Here is a 14,102-nt window from a genome sequence, read left to right on the forward strand (position 1 = left end):
TTCTACAATCGCGGGATGACCGACACCGCAGCCCTAGCCTCCGCTTCCGCCGAGGTCCCTCCGCCGCCGCCGCGCGCGCGTTTCGTGCACCTGCGAGTGCACACCGAATACTCGATTTCCGACGGCATCGTCCGCGTGGACGACATGGTGGCCAAGGCGGCCGCCGACCGTCAGCCCGCGATCGCGATGACCGATGCCGGCAACCTGTTCGGCCTCGTCAAGTTCTACAAGGAAGCACGCGGCAAGGGCGTCAAGCCGATCTGCGGCTGCGACGTCCAGTTTGCGAATCCCGTTGATCCCGAGCATCCCTTCGGCCTGCTGCTGCTGGTTCAGAACCGCACCGGCTATTTGCGGCTATGCGAGCTGCTGTCGAAGGCTTGGCTCACGAACCAAGTGCGCGGCCAGCCCGAGCTGATCGAGTCCTGGCTCGATGAAGGCACGGATGGCCTGATCGCGCTGTCCGGCGCAGCCTACGGCGAGATCGGCCATCTGCTCGCGGCGGGTAATCCGGCCGGGGCAAAGGCGGCGGCGAAACGGCTCGCTGCGCGCTTCCCGGATCGCTTCTACATCGAGCTTCAGCGCAGCTCGCATCCTGAGCAGCAGCGCCACACCGGCGAGGCCGCGCGGCTCGCGGCGGAGCTCGGCTTGCCGATCGTCGCGACGCATCCGGTGCAGTTCACCGAGCCGGACGACTTCATCGCCCACGAGGCGCGCTATTGCATCGCGGCCGGCGAGCGGCTCAACAACCAGAAACGCCCGCGTCCGTACACCCAGGACCAGTTCCTGCGCTCGCAGGACGAGATGTGCGAGCTGTTCGCCGACCTGCCGTCGGCGCTCGAAAACACGCTCGAAATCGCGCGCCGGTGCAGCCTGCAACTCGAACTCGGCAAGCCCAAGCTGCCGCTGTATCCGACGCCGGACGGCTTCACGCTCGACGACTGGCTCGTGCATCTGGCGCGCGAGGGCCTCGACAAGCGCCTCGCCACGCTCTTTCCCGACGCGGCGGAGCGCGAGCGCCAGCGCCCCGAGTACAACAAGCGGCTCGAATTCGAGTGCGGAACCATCATCAAGATGGGCTTCCCGGGCTACTTCCTAATCGTTGCCGACTTCATCAATTGGGCGAAGAACAACGGTGTGCCGGTCGGGCCGGGCCGGGGCTCAGGCGCGGGTTCGCTCGTGGCCTATGTGCTCGGCATTACCGACCTCGACCCGCTGCGCTACAACTTGCTGTTCGAGCGCTTCCTGAATCCGGAACGGGTCTCGATGCCCGACTTCGACATCGACTTCTGCCAGGACGGCCGCGAGCGGGTGATCGAGTACGTGCGCGACAAGTACGGCGCCGAGTCGGTCTCGCAGATCGCCACCTTCGGCACGATGGCCGCGAAGGCCGCGCTGCGCGACGTGGGCCGAGTACTGGACATGGGCTACGGCTTCGTCGACGGCATCGCCAAGCTGGTGCCGGCACCGCCGGGCAAGACGGTCACGATCCGCAAGCGCACCAATCCCAAGGACGAGAAGACGATCTACGCGCGCGAGGTGGAGCCGCAGATCGAGGAACGCGAGCGCAACGAGGAGGAGGTGGCGACGCTGCTCGACCTCGCGGCGCGCGTCGAGGGCATCACCCGCAACATCGGCATGCACGCGGGTGGCGTGCTGATCGCGCCGGGCAAGCTCACCGATTTCTGTCCGCTGTACGTGCAGGAAGGCTCGAACGTCGTCTCGCAGTACGACAAGGACGACGTGGAGGCCGTGGGCCTCGTGAAGTTCGACTTTCTGGGCCTGACGACGCTCACCATCCTCGACTGGGCGGTGCGCTACATCCACCGTCGGCCGGAGTTCAAGGACTTCGACCTGAGCCAGACGCCGCTCGACGACCCGGGCGCCTTCGAGATCCTCAAGACGGCCAACACCGTCGCCGTGTTCCAGCTCGAAAGCCGCGGCATGCAGGACATGCTGATCAAGGCGCGGCCCGACAAGTTCGAGGACATCATCGCGCTCGTGGCGCTATACCGGCCGGGCCCGATGGACCTGATCCCGAGCTTCTGCGACCGCAAGCACGGCCGCGAGCGGGTGGAATACCCCGACCCGCGCGTCGAAAGCATCCTCTCCGAGACCTACGGGATCATGGTCTATCAGGAGCAGGTGATGCAGATGGCGCAGATCATCGGCGGCTACTCGCTCGGTGGCGCCGACCTGCTGCGTCGCGCGATGGGCAAGAAGAAGGCCGAGGAAATGGCCCAGCACCGCGCGCTGTTCGCGCAGGGCGCGGCCAAGAACGGCATCGACGAGCCCAAGGCGAACGAGATGTTCGACCTGATGGAGAAGTTCGCGGGCTACGGCTTCAACAAGTCGCACGCCGCCGCCTATGCGCTGCTGTCGTACTACACGGCCTTCCTGAAGAAGCATTTCCCGGCCGAGTTCTACGCCGGGAACATGAGCTGCGCGATGGACGACACCGACAAGGTGAAGATCCTGTGGGCCGACGCCACGCGCAACAACGGCATCACCGTGCTGGGCCCGGACGTGAACGCCTCGGCCTACCGCTTCGAGCCGACCGACGCCAAGACCATCCGCTACGGCCTCGGCGGCATCAAGGGCACGGGCGAGGGTGCGATCCGCAACATCCTTGACGCGCGCGAGAAGGGCGGGCCCTTCACTTCGCTGTTCGACTTCGTGCTGCGGGTGGACAAGCGCTCGGTCAACCGCCGCACGATCGAGGCGCTGGTCAAGGCCGGCGCCTTCGATTCGATCCATCCCGAGCGCGGCGCGGTGCTCGCGTCGGTGCAGCTCGCGATGGACTTCGCCGAGCAGCGCGCCGCCTCGGCCTCGCAGAACAGCCTGTTCGGCGATGACGACGCGGTGGAAGGCGAGCCGCCGCTGGTCGAGTGCGAACCGTGGTCGCTGCACCAGCTGCTCACCGAGGAGAAGACGGTGTTCGGCTATTCGCTCTCGGGCCATCTGTTCGACGCCTACGCGGGCGAGGTGCGCAAGTTCGCGCGCACCTGGCTTGACCAGCTCAAGCCGTCGCGCGAGCCGCAGATGATCGCGGGCGTGGTGTCGGGCGTGCGGATGATGATGGGCCGGCGCGGGCGCATGGCGATCGTCGCGATCGACGACGGACGGGCGCAGCAGGAAGTGATGGTCACGGGCGAGAACGTGGACGCCTACCGCAACATCCTCGTCGAGGACGCGCTGATCGTCGTGACGGGCGTGGTGCGGTCGGACGAGTTCTCGGGCGGCGTGCGGATCATGGTGGACAGCATCGAGACGCTGGCCCAGGCGCGCGCGCGCCATGCCAAGCATCTGAAGCTCGTGGTCGAGTCGCCGCAGGACGGCCTGGTGCAGCGCGCGATCGATCTTCAGGGCCAGCTCGAACCGCTCCAGCACATGGGGCTGCCGGTATGGGTTGAGGTGCGAAACGGCCGCTGGAGCGGCGTGATCCGCCTGCCCGAAGACAGGCGCGTGCTGTGCGAGGACGTCGAGATCAAGGCGATCGCGCAGGCTGCCAATGCGAAGGAATGGCAGCTCGTGTATTGAAGCCGCGCGCGTCCGGCCGCTGAGGCCGGGTGTGCATCGCGCCGGCGTCGCCGGCAGGCGGCGGGCAGTCGCGGTTGCCGCTTGCCGCCAGACGCGGGGCGGGCGCCGCGCATCGCGCCGTCACCGGCGCATCGTTTCATCGGGCAGGGCGTGAGGCGCGGCGCAGTTCGCGCCGGCCCGCGCTGCCCGCATTTCCGGATTTCGAATGACCGACAGACAAGAGGCCGCCGACGGCCGCGAGCTTTACTTCCGCCTGCTGCGCTACACGCGGCCCTATCGCACCGCCTTCATGGGCGCGGTGCTGAGCATGGTGGTCGCCGGAGGCATGGAATGGATGATCCCGCGCGGCCTGCAACTGCTGCTGGAGCGCGGCTTTTCGGGCGAGTGGCGCTATGTGTGGCTCGGGCCGCTCGCGCTCATCGTGCTGGCCTTCGTGCGCGGCTTTTCCAACTTCGGGTCGAGCTATCTGATGGAGTACGTGGGCAACCGCGTGATCCAGGACCTGCGCGGCGACATGTTCGACCGGCTGCTGCGGCTGCCCGTGGGCTATCTCGACAGCCATGGCAGCGCCTGGGTCATCAGCCGCATCACGAATGACGTCAACAACGTGAGCCAGGCGGCGACCGGCGCGGTGATCGTGCTGATCCGCGACTCGATCATGATCGCCGGCCTCATGGCCTATCTGATCTACCTGAACTGGCAGCTCACGCTGGTGGTGGCGGTGATCGTTCCGGTGGTGAGCCATGTCAGCAAGCTCACGCGCAAGCGTTTGCGCGCGATGGGCCGGCTGAGCCAGGAATCGAACCGCGAGCTGCTGGGCGTGCTGCAGGAGGCGATCGAGGGCCAGAAGGTGGTGAAGATCTACGGCGGCCAGAGCTACGAGACGGGCCGTTTCGCGCGCACCAACGCGGCGCTGCGCGGCTATGCGACGCGGGCCTCGGTGGCGTCGTCGGCCCAGGGCGCGGTGTCGCAGCTGGTGGCGGCGATCGCGCTGTCGGTGGTGGTGGGCGTGGTGATCTGGCAGGGCACGGTCACGCAGCAGACCTCGGCGGCGTTCGCGTCCTTCATGACGGCGATGATGATGCTGCTCGCGCCGATGAAGCGGCTGACCGATGTGAACTCCCAGCTTCAGCGCGGGATCATCGCGGCGGAGAGCGTGTTCACGCTGCTCGACACGCAGGCCGAGCCGGATACCGGGACGCGGCAGATCGAGCACGCGCGCGGCGCGATCGAGTTCGATCATGTGACGCTGCAATACGAGAGCGCCGAGCGGCCCTCGCTGAACGACGTGTCGGTGAGCATCAGGGCCGGCGAGTCGGTGGCGCTGGTGGGCGCGTCGGGCGGCGGCAAGACCTCGTTCGCCAACCTGGTGCCGCGCTTCTACCAGCCGACGGGCGGACGCATCCTGCTCGACGGCCAGCCGTTGGAAGAGATCTCGCTCGACAGCCTGCGCGCGCAGATCGCGATGGTCAGCCAGGACGTGGTGCTGTTCAACGACACGCTCGCGGCCAACATCGCCTACGGCGGCAAGCGCGATGCGACCCGCGCCGAGATCGAGGCGGCGGCGCGCGCCGCGCATCTCGACGACTTCATCCGCTCGCTACCCCAGGGCTATGACACCGAAATCGGCGAGAACGGCGTGCGGCTGTCGGGGGGGCAGCGCCAGCGGCTCGCGATCGCGCGGGCGCTGCTCAAGGACGCGCCGGTGCTCATCCTCGACGAGGCGACGTCGGCGCTCGATTCGGAGAGCGAGCGCCACGTGCAGGCCGCGCTGGAGCAGCTGATGCAGGGGCGCACGACGCTCGTGATCGCGCACCGGTTGAGCACGATCGAGAAGGTCGATCGCATCGTCGTGCTCGATCAGGGGCGCGTGGCCGAGGTGGGCACGCATGCGGAACTGCTTGCGCGCGAGGGCATCTACGCGGGGCTGCACCGCATCCAGTACGCGCTCGACGCTAGGAACTGAGCGGTCCGCCCCAGGCTGGCGACGTAGGTCCGGGCGATGGTCCGGGCGCAGAGCGCGTCCAGCGGACCATCGGTTTCGACCGTGCCCAGGCGCGCCCGCGGATGCACCCGGTAGCTCGCCGGCAGGTTGGCAAACAGGGCGCAGCCGGGTTTGTCGTAGGCCAGCGCCAGATGCATGAGGCCGCCGTCCGCGCCGAGGAAGGCATCGGCCGCGTGCACGATCTGCCTCAGGTTTTCGAGACGGGTGCGGCCGACGTGATTCACGAAGCGCAGCCCGGGGCAGGCGGCGACCAGGCTGGCGGCTTCGGCCTGCGCGCTGTCATCGCCGAGCAGATGGAACACCGGCCGGCCCGGCAGCGACGCGCGCAGTTCGCGCGCGACCTCCGCCCAGCGGCGGAAATGGCGGCGCGGATCGCGGGCGCCGATGGCCATGGCGATGGCGGGCTCCCCGTCGAGCCGGACCGGCAAAGCCGGTGGCGGCAGGAGCTGGGCCACGCGTGCAGCGGACGGAAGCTGGAAGATCTGTTCGAGCCTGAGCTGGCCGAAATGCAGCCGGTCGAACATGTCGCCCACGATGTCGCCGAGCACGCTCGCATAGCGCGTCGCCGGAAAGCGCCGGCTGAGCTGCCACAGGGCAGGCGTCGTGCTTTGCTGGAGCAGGATGAAGTCGTGGCGCCGCGTGGCGGGGATGGCGCGCAAATCACTCCAGATCGCGCTGAAGCGCCGGTCGCCGGCATAGAGCGGTGCCAGATGCGGCGCGATGCAGAGATCGAGTTCGACGTGCGCCGGCAGCAGCGAGCGCGCGGCCAGATCGGTGAGCGAATCACCGATCGAGGGCCAGTTGTAGAGCCAGAGCACGCGCCGCGTGCCTTCCGGCGCGGTGTCCCGGCGCAAGGCGCGGCGCAGCAGGCAGGCTTCGAGCAGGCGGCGGCGCAGCAGCTTGTTGCGGTCGCGTCGGCGCTGTGCCGGCGGTCGGGCGTGGAAGGCGCTTTCGAGGTGGTTGGCGAACTGGGCGCCGAACGGGGGGCAATAAAGTTGTCGCATCGGATCGAGGGTGCTGGGTCGGCGGTCTGAAGCCGCCGGGCGGTGGCGCCTGCGATCCGGAGTGAAACCTAGAGAAGTTTCCGCATCAGGTTGGAGATGAAACTGTCCGCGATGGCCTCGGTGGTCGCCGGGCCCTGGCTGGCGTGGATCTCGACCACGGCGAGCGCGGCGGGCGTCACCAGCCGCCATTCGGGCCGGATCGGCGGAAAGAACACGGCGCAGCCCGGCTTGCCATGACCGACCGCGACATGCATCAGTCCCCCGTCCGGGCCGACGAAGGCGGCGCAGCGGTGGATCAGCGCGGAGGTGGTTTCGAGGTCGAGCGCGTCCACATGGTCGACGCAATGCGTGGCGCGCCAGGCGGGATCGAGCTGGTCGGCGTCTTCGCGTGCGTTGCCGATGCCGAGCAGATGGAAGCGCGGCGGCGGCAGGCGCGTCGGCCAGCGTTCGGCCAGCAGTGGCAGCAGGCGTCCCCAGTCGTTCACCCGGCGGCGCGGATCATTGGCGCCGAGGGCGACGGCCACCTCGGTGCGGGGGCCGTCGCTCGGCGGCAAGGCCGGCGGACGCGGTGGCGGCGCCAGCCGGGGCGCGTGCTTGCGGCCCGGATGGTTGAAGAGCGCGCGGATGCGGCCTTGGGTGAAGCCCGGCCGGTCGAGCCGTTCGCCGCGCAGGTCGCCGATGATTCCGGCATAGGGCAGGCGCGGGTAGCGCCGTCGCAGCCACTTGAAGGTGGCGGTGTTGAAGTCCTGCACGAGGATCAGGTCGTAGTCGTCGCCGCAGCGGTCGCGGTCGGTGAACACGCGTGCGAAGCGCGGGTCGTGCGAATACAGCCCGGCAAGACGGGGACTGATGCACAGGCTGACCTCGATGCGTGGCGGGAAGCAGTCGCGCGCGGCGAGGTCCATGACCGAATCGCCGATCGTGGTCCAGCCATAGACCCACAGCACCCGTCTGACCTCGGGACCGATGCGCATGCAGCGGCGGCCGAAGCGGCCGCTGAGGATTTCGCCGAGGTCGCGCAGGACGAGGCGGCGCGCGAGGTTGATGCGCAGGCGCCGGGGGCGCGCGGCATGTTCGCGGTCGAGTTCGTGGTCGATGGGCGGAAGGCAGTCGGGCTGGTGCAGACGCCGGAAGTAGGCAAGTGGCATTGCGGGCGAGGCGGTCGGCGTGGGTCTCGTGGTGCGGTGCCGCGACGGGATCAGGCGCGCGGTTCGTCGATGAGCGGACGGCGGGCGTGGTCGATCTCGCGCAGCTTGAGGTGCTTGTAGTAGCTGGTTTCGGCGTTGACGACGGCGACCATGAAGCCCTCGGCGCCGTCGAGGAAGCCGAGCTTGACGATGTAGGTGCGCACGAAGGCCCAGAGCCCGTGGCGGATCGCGCCGCCGAGCGAGCCGCGCTTGCCGCGTGCATGCAGGTCGATGGCGCTGCCGGAGGAGTAGCGGTTCATCTTCTCCAGCACGCTGGCGAGGTCGCGGTAGCTGTAGTGCGTCATCGCGGCCTTGAGGTGGCCGACGGGCTTCTCGGTGGCGAGGTTGGCGTGGATGACGTGGGTGGTGAAGCGCGCGCTGCCGCGCCTGAACAGTCGGCGCGTGCGGTCGGGCCACCAGCCCGAGTGCTTCATGAAGCGCTTCACGAACAGCGAGCGGCGCGGCACGTCGAACACCTCGAAGCGGCCTTCGGTGATGACGGCGCGGATCTCGGCGGCGAGCGCGGGCGTGATGCGCTCGTCGGCGTCGAGCGAGTAGATCCAGTCGCCCGCGCTTTCGTCGATGGCACGGTTCTGCTGCGGGCCGTAGCCGGGCCAGTCGGTTACGAGCACGCGGGCGCCGGCGGCGCGGGCGAGGTCGGCGGTGCCGTCGGTGCTGCCGCTGTCGAGCACGAGCACTTCGTCGGCGAAGGCGGCGCTGCGCACGGCATCGCCGATGTTGGCCGCCTCGTTGCGGGCGGCGATCACGACACTGAGCGTGGGCATCGGAGGCTTTCGGTACGGAGGTTCAGGCGCGCGCTCGGGGCGGCACGGCCGCGAGCAGGCGGCGCGCGGCCGCGACGATTTCGGCGCCGGCGATGCTGTCCACCGGCATCTGACCGCTGCCGTCGGCGGCGGGCGCGGCGACGAGCAGTTCGAGCGCCGGGCAGTCGGGTGTCCAGCGCGCGAGGTTGTCGGGCTGGGGCTGGTACAGCGCCACCAGCGGCCGGCTGTGCAGCGCCGCGATGTGGGCGATCGAGGTGTCGGGCGAGATCACCAGGTCGGCGGCGGCGATCACGGCGGCCGACTGGCGGATGTCGGTGGTGGCGCACAGGCGGGCGCCGTCGCGCAGCAGCGGCCGTATCGCGTCGCGCCAGCCGTCATTGCCGGGCGGCACGAGGATGACGACCTCGCCGTCGGCGCGAAGGTCATTGGCGACCTCGGCGACGCGCGCGGCCGACAGGCTGCGCAGCGGACTCGCGCCGAAGGGGTTGATGACGAGGCGCGCGCGTCGGCTCGTGAAGGCGTCGCGGGCGAAGGCGCGGGCGTCGTCGGTCAGCGGCCAGTCGAAGCGCCAGTCGGCCGCCTCGATGCCGAAATGGCGCAGGAAAGCGCGGTAGCGATCGACCACGCGGCCGTCATCGGGCAGGTCGAGCAACTGGAACTGGTTGAAGGCCGGGCCGGCGCCCTTCAGGTTGACGCGGGCGCCCAGCACGCGCATGAACAGCAGGTCGCTCCAGCGCGCGCGGTCGTTCAGCTCGACGCAGTACTGCGCGCCCAGCCGACGCAGCGCCAGCGCCGCGCGCAACACGTCGACCGGATGGCGGCGCCGGCAGTCGACGACATGGTCGACGCCCGGCAGCTCGCGGTAGAGCGCCTCCTGGCCGGGCGCGACCACCACCGCGATCTCGCAGCCGAAGCGGCGCTTCAGTTCGCCGTAGAGAAAGCCCGACACGACGAAGTCGCCGAGCTTGCCGTCCCAGCGCAGGAACACCATCGGGCCGCCGGGCCGGCCTAGTCCGGCCGGTCGCGCCGGCACCCACCACAGCAGCCGCGCCAGCGCGATGCGCAGCGGCAGCAAGCGGCGCTTGAGCCAGGTCTGGCGGCGCTGGCGCGCGACCGCGTCGGCCGGCGCGGCGACGGCGGTCAGCTCGGCCTCGCGCCGCGCCACCAGCGCCATCAGCCAGGTCAGCGTCAGGGCGTGGAAGGCGGCATTCATCGTCACCGCGAGCATCGATTCGGTCAGCCCGAACACCAGATAGCTGGCGCAGACCAGCAGCCCGGCGCGACCGGCGCCGGCCAGCAGCGCGTCGTCCCGGCGGGCCGCGCGCAGGAACAGCGCGCCCGGTACCAGATAGATGCCGAGCAGCACGAGCAGGCCGACGGCGCCGGTCTCGGCAAAGTGGTTGAGGAAGTCGTTGTGGGCGTGGCGCTTGTCGGTCAGTGCCGGATCGAGCCGGCCTTCGCGGGCGTACTCGGCCAGCGTCGGCTGGAAGCGGCCGCGCCCCACGCCGAACAGCGGATGCTCGGTGCCCATGCGCCACGCGGCCTGCCACAGCGCGAGCCGGATGCCGGTGGAGGTGTTGGCGTTGCCCTTGTCCAGTTCGGCGAGGTCGGACTGCGCCATCTCGACGCGATGCCGGACGATGTCGTTGCCCAGATAGGCGCCGGCCCCGGCCGCGAGCGCGAGCGCCACGATGCCCGCCCGCGCCAGCCGCCCCAGCCTCAGCGACGCCAGCAGCGCCAGCAGGAACAGCGGCAGCGTGAGCCAGCCGCCGCGAGATTCCGACAACAGTGACGCGAACAGACCGCAAGCCAGTCCGACCGAGCCGGCCAGCCGGCGCAAGGGATGCGTCGGCTTTCCCCAGAAGCAGGACAGCAGCGCCACATAGCCGAGCAGCAATGCCATGTTCCCGAAGGGAATCGCATTGACGAAGGGCAGGGTGCCGCGCTCCAGCCTGAGCAGGTGCAGACCGATCCAGCCGGCCACGGCGGCGCCCACCGCGCCCGCGGCAAAGCCCCAGGCCGGCAGTTGCAGCCGCCGCGAATCGATGCGGGCGATGAAGCCGAACACGCCCGCCGCGAGCAGATAGCGCAGCGTCGTGTCCAGTGCCGCGCCGTTGTGGTCGCTCGCCGCGAGCATCCGCGCCAGCGTGAACACCGGGTAGGCGGCCAGGGCCAGCACGAACCACCGGTAGCGCCGGTCGATGGCGGGCAACGGCCGGGATTGGCGCCGGGTGACCGCCCGTGCGATGGCCAGCAGCACCAGCACGAACAGGCAGGCATTGCTGCTGTGGCGGACGGTGAGTACCAGCGCGGGAAACAGGGTGAGCGCGAGCAGCGCGGCGTGGGTCAGGTTGAAGCCGAAGGGCATGGTGGGGCGAGTGCGAGCAGCGCCGCCAGATGGCGGTCGATGTCGGGGTCGTAGTCGATGAAATGCGCGGCCGGATCGGCGAGGCGATGGCGGCCATCGCGCGCGCGTTCGACCGCGCCGGCGATGGCCGCCGCGAGGCTGGCCGGATCGGTGCGGTCGAAGCGCAGGCAGGCCGCATCGTCCAGCACTTCGGTGCAGGCGATGTTGCCGGCCAGCACCGTGGGCGTACCGCACAGCACCGATTCCACGCCCACGAGGCCGAAAGGCTCGTAGGTGGATGCGAGCAGGCTGTAGTCGGCCGCGCCGTAGAGCTTCTCGATGTCGCGGCGGTAGCCGAGGCTTGCGATGTTGCGGCCCGGCCGGTCCACCTCGCGGCCAACCACCGCGAGCAGCACCGGCAGCGCCGTGCGCTCGAAGAACGCGCGCAGCAGCGGCAGCCCCTTGCGCCTGTGGCTCGACGACGGGAACAGGAACACGACCTGATCGTCGCGCCAGCCGAGTTCGCGGCGCAGCGCGGCGCGCGCCTCGGGCGAGGGCGGCGCGAAGCGGCTCGCGTCCACCGGCGGATGCAGCACGCGCAGCCGGTCGTCGCCGACGCCGTACAGTTCGCGCAGCTCGCCGGCCATGAGCCGCGAATGCGCGACCACGAAGCGCGCGCCGTCGTAATGCTGCTGCTCGAGCCGCGCCTGGAGCCAGTCCGACGGCTTGCCGAAGCGCTCCTCGGCGCGCAGATAGCCGCGATGCGTGCCGCCGCAGACGGCGATGTCGGCGCCGCGCGTGCGGTTGCAGCCGATGAGCAGATCGATGCCGAGTCGCGCCTTCGCGGCCACCACGCGGCGCGAACAGAAAAGGTCGCGCAGCTTGCCCGGTACCGGCGCGTTCACGCCCACCGGATGCACGAGCGCGTACTCGGGCACCGACGTATCGAACTTGCGCGCGAAGAACCACGGCTTGTCGCCGCGCCGCGCGAGCGCGCGGACGAGGTCCATCGCATAGCGCTCGAAGCCGCCGCTCGGACGCAGCGCGTTGCAGGAAATGCCGATCCTCATGCGCCCCGCCGCATCACATCAGGATGATGTCGTACTGCTCCTGCGAGTACAGCGCCTCGACGGCGAGCGAGATCGGCTTGCCGATGAAGTCGCCGAGCGAGGCGAGGTTCTGCGATTCCTCTTCGAGGAAGAGGTCGATCACGCCCTGGCTCGCGAGGATGCGGAACTCCTTCGGATTGAACTGCCGCGCCTCGCGCAGGATTTCGCGCAGGATCTCGTAGCAGACGGTGCGCGGCGTCTTCACCTCGCCGCGGCCGGCGCAGACGGGGCAGGGCTCGCACAGCATGTGGGCGAGCGATTCGCGCGTGCGCTTGCGCGTGAGTTCGACCAGGCCGAGCTGGCTGAAGCCATTCACCGTCGTGCGCACGCGGTCGCGCGCGAGCGCCTTGCGCAGCTCGGCCAGCACCGAGTCGCGGTGCTCGGCGCCCTGCATGTCGATGAAGTCGACGATGATGATTCCGCCGAGGTTGCGCAGCCGCAGCTGGCGCGCAATCGACTGGGCGGCTTCGAGATTGGTCTTGAAGATCGTGTCGTCGAAGGAGCGCACGCCGACGTAGCCGCCGGTGTTCACGTCGATCGTCGTCATCGCCTCGGTCTGGTCGATGATCAGATAGCCGCCCGACTTCAGATCGACCCGGCGGCCGAGCGCCTTCTCGATCTCCTCGTCGATGCCATACACGTCGAACAGCGGCCGCTCGCCGCGGTAGTGCACGAGCTTGTCCACGAGGGCCGGCGTGAATTCCTGGCCGAACTCGACCATCTGCTGATGGTTGAAGCGCGAGTCCACCTGGATCGACGCCGTGCCGTCATGCGCAATGTCGCGCAGCACGCGCTGGGTGAGGCTCAGGTCCTGATAGAGCAGGGCGGGCGCGCCCTGGGTCTGCATCGCGGCGGTGATCTGGAGCCAGGTCTTGCGCAGGAAGGCGATGTCGGCGGCAAGCTCGGCGTCGCTCGAATCCTCGGCCTGGGTGCGCACGATGAAGCCGCCGTTGTCGGTCTGGCCGGCGGCGGCGCTCGCGGCGGCTGCAAGCCTTTGCACGCGCTCGCGCAGCGCGGCGCGTTCGGCCTCGTTGCCGATCTTCTGCGAGATGCCGATGTGCGGGTCCTGCGGCAGGTACACGAGCATCCGGCCCGCGATGGAAAGCTGCGTCGAAAGCCGCGCGCCCTTGGTGCCGATCGGGTCCTTGATGACCTGCACCAGCAGGCTTTGGCCCTCGTGCAGGATCTTCTCGATCGGCTTCATCGGCTCGTCATGGCGGCCGCTGCGCGCGGTGCCGAGCTTGTCGATGTAGATGTCGGCCACGTGCAGGAAGGCGGCGCGCTCCAGCCCGATGTCGATGAACGCGCTCTGCATGCCGGGCAGCACGCGCTGCACCCGCCCCAGATAGAGATTGCCCACCAGCCCGCGCTCGGCGCCGCGCTCGACGTGCAGCTCCTGCACCGAGCCCTGGATGACGATGGCGACGCGCGTCTCGTAGGGCGTGACGTTGATGAGGATGTCCTCGGCGTTCGGCTTCATGCGGGCGTCTCGAAGTTGGGCGCGGCGAGCCGGAAGTCACGCAGCAGCGCGGCGGTCTCGTGCAGGGGCAGGCCCATGATGCCCGAGTGACTCCCTGTGATCTTCGCGACCCAGGCGGCCATGCGGCCTTGGATCGCGTAGGCGCCGGCCTTGCCGCGCGGCTCGCCGCTGGCGACGTAGGCGCGGATCTGGGCCGGCGTCATCGGCGCGATGGTCACGCTCGACACGCTCAGCGCCGCCGCCCGTTTGCGCGGCGTGACGACGCACACGGCGGTGAGCACGCGATGTGTGCCGCCGGCGAGCCGCGACAGCATCTCGACCGCATGCGCGTCGGACTCCGGCTTGCTGAGGATGTCGCGGCCGAGCGCGACCGTCGTGTCGGCGCAGAGCACCGGACGCGGCTCCAGCCCGCGCGCCTTCATGCGCGCGAGCGCCGCCTCGGCCTTGAGCGCGGTCACGCGCTGGACGTAGGTGGCGGGCGCCTCGCGGCCGAGCACGGCTTCAAGCTCCTCCAGCGCATGCGCCTCGGCGGCGTCGGCGGGCAGCAGGGTGTCGAAGGCGATGCCGATCTGCTTCAGGAGTTCCTGGCGACGCGGGCTTTGCGAGGCGAGCCAGATCCGGTCCGGCGTGCGCGACTTGGGCATGGGC

The 14,102-nt window shown here is 69.6% G+C and carries 9 protein-coding genes; 2 read left to right on the plus strand and 7 right to left on the minus strand.

What is annotated here, in order from left to right:
* Positions 1–15: 15 nt before the first annotated feature.
* The gene (gene dnaE / locus H566_RS23730; RefSeq protein WP_084544877.1) at positions 16–3,537 is read left to right on the plus strand and encodes a DNA polymerase III subunit alpha; all 3,522 of its coding nucleotides are present in this window, start codon (positions 16–18) and stop codon (positions 3,535–3,537) included.
* Positions 3,538–3,742: 205 nt separating this feature from the next.
* Positions 3,743–5,503, plus strand: coding sequence for a lipid A export permease/ATP-binding protein MsbA (gene msbA / locus H566_RS0107935; protein WP_028311020.1), 1,761 nt, complete (start codon positions 3,743–3,745; stop codon positions 5,501–5,503).
* Here msbA and H566_RS0107940 read toward each other — a convergent pair.
* The 7 genes from H566_RS0107940 to H566_RS0107970 form a co-directional block, all read right to left on the minus strand.
* Entirely contained in the window at positions 5,455–6,546 is a 1,092-nt protein-coding gene (locus H566_RS0107940) for a glycosyltransferase family 9 protein (protein WP_028311021.1), read from the minus strand. The two genes, msbA and H566_RS0107940, sit on opposite strands and share 49 nt — an antisense overlap.
* Positions 6,547–6,614: 68 nt before the next feature.
* On the minus strand, positions 6,615–7,694 hold the full coding sequence (locus H566_RS28875; protein ID WP_028311022.1) for a glycosyltransferase family 9 protein: 1,080 nt from the start codon (positions 7,692–7,694) through the stop codon (positions 6,615–6,617).
* A gap of 50 nt (positions 7,695–7,744) precedes the next feature.
* Positions 7,745–8,518 (minus strand): glycosyltransferase family 2 protein, encoded by a 774-nt coding sequence (locus tag H566_RS0107950; protein ID WP_028311023.1) that lies wholly within the window; start codon positions 8,516–8,518, stop codon positions 7,745–7,747.
* A gap of 22 nt (positions 8,519–8,540) precedes the next feature.
* Positions 8,541–10,886 (minus strand): O-antigen ligase family protein, encoded by a 2,346-nt coding sequence (locus H566_RS0107955; RefSeq protein ID WP_028311024.1) that lies wholly within the window; start codon positions 10,884–10,886, stop codon positions 8,541–8,543.
* Positions 10,865–11,935, minus strand: coding sequence for a glycosyltransferase family 4 protein (locus tag H566_RS0107960; protein WP_028311025.1), 1,071 nt, complete (start codon positions 11,933–11,935; stop codon positions 10,865–10,867). Before H566_RS0107960 ends, H566_RS0107955 begins: the two co-directional genes overlap by 22 nt.
* A 13-nt stretch (positions 11,936–11,948) precedes the next feature.
* Positions 11,949–13,454, minus strand: coding sequence for a ribonuclease G (rng, locus tag H566_RS0107965; RefSeq protein WP_028311026.1), 1,506 nt, complete (start codon positions 13,452–13,454; stop codon positions 11,949–11,951).
* Positions 13,451–14,098, minus strand: coding sequence for a Maf family protein (locus H566_RS0107970; protein WP_028311027.1), 648 nt, complete (start codon positions 14,096–14,098; stop codon positions 13,451–13,453). Before H566_RS0107970 ends, rng begins: the two co-directional genes overlap by 4 nt.
* Positions 14,099–14,102: the final 4 nt, after the last annotated feature.

Origin of the sequence: Derxia gummosa DSM 723, from assembly GCF_000482785.1 — a bacterium.
GTDB classification, from domain to species: domain Bacteria; phylum Pseudomonadota; class Gammaproteobacteria; order Burkholderiales; family Burkholderiaceae_E; genus Derxia; species Derxia gummosa.

Excerpts from the sequence above, each read along its gene's own strand:
- dnaE (WP_084544877.1), top strand. The coding sequence starts at position 16 with ATGACCGACACCGCAGCCCTAGCCTCCGCTTCCGCCGAGGTCCCTCCG.
- msbA (WP_028311020.1), top strand. The coding sequence starts at position 3,743 with ATGACCGACAGACAAGAGGCCGCCGACGGCCGCGAGCTTTACTTCCGC.
- H566_RS0107940 (WP_028311021.1), bottom strand. The coding sequence starts at position 6,546 with ATGCGACAACTTTATTGCCCCCCGTTCGGCGCCCAGTTCGCCAACCAC.
- H566_RS28875 (WP_028311022.1), bottom strand. The coding sequence starts at position 7,694 with ATGCCACTTGCCTACTTCCGGCGTCTGCACCAGCCCGACTGCCTTCCG.
- H566_RS0107950 (WP_028311023.1), bottom strand. The coding sequence starts at position 8,518 with ATGCCCACGCTCAGTGTCGTGATCGCCGCCCGCAACGAGGCGGCCAAC.
- H566_RS0107955 (WP_028311024.1), bottom strand. The coding sequence starts at position 10,886 with ATGCCCTTCGGCTTCAACCTGACCCACGCCGCGCTGCTCGCGCTCACC.
- H566_RS0107960 (WP_028311025.1), bottom strand. The coding sequence starts at position 11,935 with ATGAGGATCGGCATTTCCTGCAACGCGCTGCGTCCGAGCGGCGGCTTC.
- rng (WP_028311026.1), bottom strand. The coding sequence starts at position 13,454 with ATGAAGCCGAACGCCGAGGACATCCTCATCAACGTCACGCCCTACGAG.
- H566_RS0107970 (WP_028311027.1), bottom strand. The coding sequence starts at position 14,098 with ATGCCCAAGTCGCGCACGCCGGACCGGATCTGGCTCGCCTCGCAAAGC.